This is a genomic window from Roseovarius salinarum, assembly GCF_002834145.1.
Taxonomy (GTDB): Bacteria; Pseudomonadota; Alphaproteobacteria; order Rhodobacterales; family Rhodobacteraceae; genus Roseovarius; species Roseovarius salinarum.
The window spans coordinates 127,041-133,189 of sequence record NZ_PHNT01000009.1 but is presented as its reverse complement, the minus strand read 5'-3'; the positions used below and the strand labels follow the sequence as shown (position 1 = coordinate 133,189).

5 protein-coding genes and 1 pseudogene are annotated in these 6,149 nt (G+C 70.8%); 1 reads left to right on the top strand and 5 read right to left on the bottom strand.

Annotated features, from left to right (window positions below; all coding sequences use genetic code 11):
- Positions 1 to 770: pseudogene (locus tag CEF10_RS10235) on the bottom strand (hypothetical protein); the annotation flags it as partial.
- 274 nt (positions 771 to 1,044) lie between these two features.
- Between CEF10_RS10235 and CEF10_RS10230 the strand changes: the two are divergent.
- Positions 1,045 to 2,112 (top strand): tetratricopeptide repeat protein, encoded by a 1,068-nt coding sequence (locus tag CEF10_RS10230; RefSeq protein WP_232796468.1) that lies wholly within the window; start codon positions 1,045 to 1,047, stop codon positions 2,110 to 2,112.
- A gap of 8 nt (positions 2,113 to 2,120) precedes the next feature.
- Here the strand turns inward: CEF10_RS10230 and CEF10_RS10225 are convergent, their stop codons facing one another.
- The 4 genes from CEF10_RS10225 to CEF10_RS10210 are packed head-to-tail and all read right to left on the bottom strand — an operon-like array spanning position 2,121 to position 6,053.
- Positions 2,121 to 2,864 carry an SDR family oxidoreductase gene (locus CEF10_RS10225; RefSeq protein ID WP_101068071.1) on the bottom strand — a complete coding sequence of 248 codons (744 nt, stop codon included), beginning with the start codon at positions 2,862 to 2,864 and terminating at the stop codon, positions 2,121 to 2,123.
- Positions 2,861 to 4,183, bottom strand: a complete 1,323-nt coding sequence (locus CEF10_RS10220; RefSeq protein ID WP_101068070.1) for an FAD-binding oxidoreductase — start codon at positions 4,181 to 4,183, stop codon at positions 2,861 to 2,863. Before CEF10_RS10220 ends, CEF10_RS10225 begins: the two co-directional genes overlap by 4 nt.
- Entirely contained in the window at positions 4,180 to 4,599 is a 420-nt protein-coding gene (locus CEF10_RS10215; protein WP_232796467.1) for a GtrA family protein, read from the bottom strand. The genes CEF10_RS10220 and CEF10_RS10215 overlap by 4 nt, the downstream gene beginning before the upstream one ends.
- An 11-nt stretch (positions 4,600 to 4,610) precedes the next feature.
- Positions 4,611 to 6,053: a UbiA family prenyltransferase gene (locus tag CEF10_RS10210; protein ID WP_101068068.1), complete on the bottom strand. Its 1,443-nt coding sequence runs from the start codon at positions 6,051 to 6,053 to the stop codon at positions 4,611 to 4,613.
- Positions 6,054 to 6,149 lie beyond the last annotated feature (96 nt).

Here is a 6,149-nt window from a genome sequence, read left to right as displayed (position 1 = left end):
GGCATGGCGCGCGCCAGCCGCCGCGGGCAGTGGCCCGCGCTGCGCGCGATGCGCGGCGCCGCGGCGCGTCCGGCGGCGGCCTCGGCGCGCTTCGTCTCGGGCTTGGCTTCGACGTCGGTGGTGGCTTCGGCGGCCGGCGTGGCGGTTGCTGTCCGGGTCTCTGCCGGTGCGCCGGTCGTGTCCTCGGCCCGCGCGGAGCGGATCGCGGCGGCCATTTCGCCCAGATCGCCGGGGCGCTGGCGCGGACGCAGCGAGGCGCGCAGGACAGGCTGGGCGGCGGCGGCGGGCACGTCCTGTTCGGGGGCGGACGCCGCCAGCGTCGCCGGGCGCATGCGCGGGCGCAATGGTTGCGGTTCAAGCTGCGGATCGAAACGTGCCGGGCGTTGCGGCGGCACCGCCGCCGGCGCGCGCAGGTAGATGCGCGACACGGGCGAGGCGAGGTCCGGCCGGATCACCGTGCCGGAGCCGCTCAGCGACGCCAGGACCGGCACCTCCGGCACCGGCCGGCGCGCGGAGCCGGCGGTGACCGGCATTGACGGTGCCCGTTCCGCAACGCCGGCCGTCGCGCGCGTGGAGATCGGTGTGGGCGCACCCGTGGCCACGGCCGGCACATGGGTCACCACGTCGGGACGCATCAGGAACGCCGCCGCGCCGATCCCGGTCATGCCGAGAAGAAAGACGCAGGAGATGGCGGCGGCGCGGGGCGCGGCCAGACCGTCGAACAGGCGCAGGCCGCGCCGTGTCATGTGCAGGAGAGGATCGAATCGCATGCCGTGGGCCTAAATGCGAAACCTTAAGGGCGCAACTACGCCATGTTACGGCCCCCGCGAACGCCCGGTCAAGCGGCGGGAAACCGCCTGTCGCGCCGGCCACCGCGACGATCCGGGAAGGCCGCGGCCCGACCCGGCCCGTCCGACCACCTCCCGGCAGGCCGGCCCGGGCCGCGGATTCGCGCGCCGGGGGCGGCAATTTCCAGTCGCCATTCCGGCGATCTGCTGGCAAGGTAAGCGACGACACGACGCGACACCAAGGATGGAAAGACACATGCGACATGCAGCGAAATCCGTCATGATCGCCCTGCCCGCCGCGGCCGTTCTCGCGGCCGCCGTGCCCGCCGCGGCCCAGTCGACGGACGCCGCCGCCCGGTGCCTCGACGTGGCCGGACCGCCCGATGCGGGCGTGCCGGTCAGCCGCGATGCATTGGCGCGCGACCTGGAGGCGCTGCAGCGCGCGCGCGCCGACTGCGAGGAGGCCGCGGCCCGGCCGGACCCCGCCCCGGCCGCCCTTTACCACATGGGCGTCATCCTGCAGCGCGAGGGCGCGCACGATACCGCCCTCGCCCGCTTCGAGGCAGCCGCGGAACGTGGCGTCGCCGCCGCCCACACCAAGCTGGGCGACTATTACAACTTCGGCATCGGCCCGATCGAGGAGGACCACGACCGCGCCGTCGCGGGCTACCGGGCCGCCGCCGAAGCCGGCGACATGCCGGCCAAGACGACACTTGCGATCATGCACGGGCTGGGCCGCGGCGTGGCGCAGGACAGCGAGCGCATGATCGCGCTGCTGCAGGACGCGGCGGACGCCGGTTATCATTTCGCGCAGGTTCGGCTGGCGCAGGTCTACCGGAACGCCGACGGGCTGGCCGATACGCAGGCCGAGGCCCTGGGCCTGCCCGATCCGGAAAAAGCCGCGACGCTTTACGAAATGGCGGCCGAGCAGGGCAACACCACCGCCCGGACGGAACTGGCAAAACTCTACGCCGACGCTTCACTGTTCGACGACCCGGAGAAACAGGCGGCCTGGACGCGGCGCGCGGCCGAAGCCGGAAACCCGGCAGCGATCAACACGCTGGGGTTCCTGCATGAACGCGGCAAGGGGGTGGCGTACGACCCGGTGCGCGCGGCGGAGCTTTACGTCGAGGCGCTGGAGACCGGCGAGATCAAGGTCTCCGGGCTGCGCGGCCGCGACGGCGGGCGCACCCCGAAGTGGGACAGGCAGACGGCGCTGGAATTCCAGAAGATCCTCAAGGACCGCGGGTTCTACCGCGGCGCGCTGGATGCCATCGTGGGCCCCGGCACGCTGGGGGCGGCCCGAAAGCTGGCCGGGGACTGATCGGCGCCTCAGATCCGCGTGCGCTTGAACACCGCCTCGGGGATGTTGCGGATGACCAGCATGACCAGCGCCCAGATGCGCTTGTAGTAAAGGATGTTGCGGCCGCTGTCGCTGGCCCGCACCACCGCTTCGGCCAGGGTGACGGGATCGGTCGTCAGCCGTGGCGAGAGGTCCTTGCCCTCGGTCATCTTGGTCGCGACGAAGCCGGGCAGCACCGTCAGCACGTGCACGCCCTTGCCGGCCAGCCGGTTGCGCAACCCCGACAGGTAGGCCGTGAACCCCGCCTTGGCCGACCCGTAAATGTAGTTGGTGGCGCGCCCCCGGTCGCCCGCGACCGAGCTGATGCCGATCAGCGTCCCGCTGCCGCGTGCCTCGAAACGGTTGGCCAAGATCCCCAGCACGTTTGCCGGCCCCTCGTAGTTGGTGCGCATCACGGCACGCGCCGCCGCCGGGTCATGTTCGAGGTCCGCCTGATCGTCCCCAAGCAGGCCCACGGCGCAGACTGCGATCGCCGGTATCTCGGGCAGCGCCCCGACGAACCCCTCGTGCGTCTCCACGGCGAGCGCATCGAATTCGTGCAACGTCACGCTTACCCGGTGCCGCAACTCGATGTCGCGTTTCTCGGGATCAAGCGAGGCCGGGTCGCGCGCGGCAAGTTGCACGGGATGCCCGCGCGCCGCGAAGGCATGCGCGACGGCGAGCCCGATGTCCGAGCGCCCGCCGAGGACGAGAACCGCACCGCCGCCGCTCAAAGGCCCAGCCTTTCGGACTGCATCGAGGCGAAACCGCCCGCGTGGCCCGCCTGCCGTCGCATCCGGGCGAAGGCGTCGGCACGATCGTCCGAGGCATGCAGCGTGGCCGCCGACATCCGGGCATCCTTGGCCAGGTAGAACCGGCCGCCGTGGTCGAGCGTGATCTGGTCGAGTTGATCCATCAGGCGAAGTGTCCTTGTCGAGACGGGGAAATCCAGCGACAGCGTATACCCCGGCATCGGGAATGAGAACCGCCCGGTTTCCGCGCCGAACTTCTTGAGAACCGCCAGGAACGACCCCTGCCCCGCGTCCGACACCGTGCGCAGCAGCGCCTCGAGCCCGCGGTGGGCCTGCGGTTCGGGCAGCGCGCACTGGAACTGCACGAACCCGCGCCGCCCGTAGATCCGGTTCCAGCCCAGGATTCCGTCGAGCGGGTAGAAGAACCTGTCCCAGTGCTCGAAGACCGGCCCTGCGCGCCGGGCGCCCAGGCGGTAGTGGACCGCGTTGAACAGCCCCACGCTGTAGCGGTTGAGCGTGATGCCGGGCAGATCCAGCGGCACGCGGCCCCGCGGTGTCGCGGGCGGGCCGAAGGGATCGCGCCACAGCGTCGCCGGCAGATCGGCGCGCAAGGCATGTTCGCCCAGCATCAGCAGCGATCGGCCCAGCGCGCGCCCGCGGGCAAGGCAATCAAGCCAGGCCACCGAGTAGGTCCGGTCGCCGGTCGCCTCGAAGGCCGCCATGGCCGCGTCGAGGTCCGGTGCAGGGCGCGTCTCCTGCCGGATCCAGCCGCTTTCGACGGGGCGCAGCCGGATCGCAGCGCGCAGGATCACACCCGTCAGCCCCATGCCGCCCAGGGTCCAGGCGAACAAATCGGGGTTTTCGCCGCGCGAACACCGCCGCACCTGCCCTTCGGCGCCCATGACATCGATCCAGTCGACGAAATTGCCGAAGGTGCCGTCGCGATGGTGGTTCTTGCCGTGCACGTCCGCGGCGATCATGCCGCCGAGGCTGACGAACTTGGTCCCCGGCGTGACGGCAGGGAACCACCCGCGCGGCAGGAAACTGGCGATGATGTCGGCCAGCAGCACCCCGGCCTCCGCCTCCAGCCGCCCGGTGTCCGGGTCGAAGGCAAGCATCCGGTTGAAATGGCGCATTTCCAAGGTGTTGGCGGCACTCATCGCGCTGTCGCCGTAGGCGCGGCCGGCGCCGCGGGCGATCAGCGGGCCGTCGGCCAGCGCGGCGGTGATCGCGTCCGCGTCGCGCGGCGCACGCAGCCGGCAGTCCGCCACCGGGTATCGTCCCCAGCCAGCCAGCTTCACCGGACGGCCTCCGCATCCGTGCGGCGTGGCGCGAAAACGAACCGCTTGTCGAGGTTGTACTTGGTCACATAGCCCACCGTCAGCCCCAGCACGGCCCCGGCCTCGCGCATCAGGTCACTGCGCCAGATCAGCCAGAACGCCGTCTCGGTGCCCCAGAAGATACAGGTCGTCACCACCCCCATCGCCGTGTAGAGCGCGAACTTGCGGCCGTGGGTGGCCAGCCCCGTGGAGCGGTCGTCGAAGATCCAGCGCTTGTCGAGGACGTATTTCACCACCAGCCCGGTCAGCGTGCCCGCCGCGATCGCAACGGCAAGCCCCAGCCCCGGCGCCGGCCAGGACATGGCGAGAACGGCCCTCTGCGTGGCGAGGTTGACCAGCACGGCGGCCACCGCGAAGAGGGCGTAGCGCGCGATCAAGGCCCGCCGCGTCAAAGCACCGCCGCCCCGATGCTGAAGCCCGCGATCAGCGCCATGCAGACAAGGCTCGTGCGGTCTTTCACCGCGTAAAGCACGGGGTCGTCGTCCATCCGGCCGCGGTGGGTGATGAGCACGATCCGGCTGATCCAGTAGAGCAGCACAAGGCAGATCCCCCACAAAAGCCACGGCGCCGAGTAGAGGACCTGCACGCCCGGCGCGTTGAGGTAGAGCGCCAGCACCAGAACCGAGACATAGCCCGACGCGCTGGCCATCTGCGCAACCAGCGGGAGATCCTCGACGTTGTAACCCCGCCCGGCCGCCGCCAGCACCCCGCGATGGGCCAGATCCACGAGTTCGGCCTGCCGCTTGACGGCGGCCATGGCGAAGAAGAAGAAGATCGAGAACGCCAGCAACCAGACCGAAAGGCCGATCCCGGTGGCTACCGCGCCCGCGACGATGCGCAACGTGTACAGCCCCGCCAGGGCGCAAATATCCGCGATCGCCCGCCGTTTCAGCGCGAGCGAATACCAGGTCGTCAGAAAGAAATAGCCCAGCAGCACCAGGAAAAGCGAACCGCCCGCCAGCGCCGCCAGCCCGAGGCCCGCCAGCAGCAGCAACGGCGACATCACCGTTCCGTGCGCGATGGGCACCCGGCCCGCCGCGAAGGGTCTTTGACGCTTGCGCGGGTGCGCCCTGTCCGATCGCAGGTCGAGAAGGTCGTTGAGAACGTAGACCGACGACGACACCAGGCTGAACGCCGCGAAGGCGAGCAGCGCCTGAAGGATCACGGGCCACGCGAAGGCCTGCGCGGCCAACATCGGCACGAAGACAAGAACGTTCTTGAGCCACTGGTGCGGGCGCAGCGCCGCGGCATAGGCCGCCAGCCGCCGCGATGGCGCCCCGATGTGATCGTGATCGCCGCCCAGCGCGGCGACCCGCCGGCGCAACGTGGTGGGCGCATTGGCCGTGATGGCCCGCGCGGCATTGCGCCACACCGGAAGGTCCGCCGCGCTGTCGCCGATGTAGGCATAGCCCCGGGCGCCGTAGCGCGCTTCGAGGAAGCGCGACTTGCGCGCGCCCTTCAGGTTGGTCTCGCCGTCCGAACCGAAGACCTCGTCGAACAGACCGAGGTGATCGGCAACCGCCTCCACAAGCGTGGCGTCCGACGCGCTGACCAGGGCGGCACGCCCGCCCGACGCGCGCCAGTCGCGCACCCGCGCGATCACATCCTCGTTGAAGGGCAGGCTTTCGACCGACACGCTCGCCTGCCGCGCCAGCCGCCGCTTGAGCGCAGCGCGCCCCGACACCAGCGCGCGCACCGAGGCGAAGGGCGTGCGCCAGTCATCGGCCAGCCCCGCCCAGAAGCTTTCGAACAACATGTCCGACAGGATCAGCGTACCGTCCAGATCGACCACCAGAACGGGCAGCTCGGCCTGCGCATCCTTCGCCGTCATAAAGGTTTTCCGCCCTGCCCTTTTTGCCGTCGTCGGCACGGTAGCACGCCCGCGCCAGAGGCGGAAGCCGCCAGCGACGGTCCCGCCTCTGGCGCG

What these genes read in the sequence shown, in the direction of transcription:
- CEF10_RS10230 (WP_232796468.1), top strand. Translation starts at nt 1,045, where the DNA reads ATGCGACATGCAGCGAAATCCGTCATGATCGCCCTGCCCGCCGCGGCC.
- CEF10_RS10210 (WP_101068068.1), bottom strand. Translation starts at nt 6,053, where the DNA reads ATGACGGCGAAGGATGCGCAGGCCGAGCTGCCCGTTCTGGTGGTCGAT.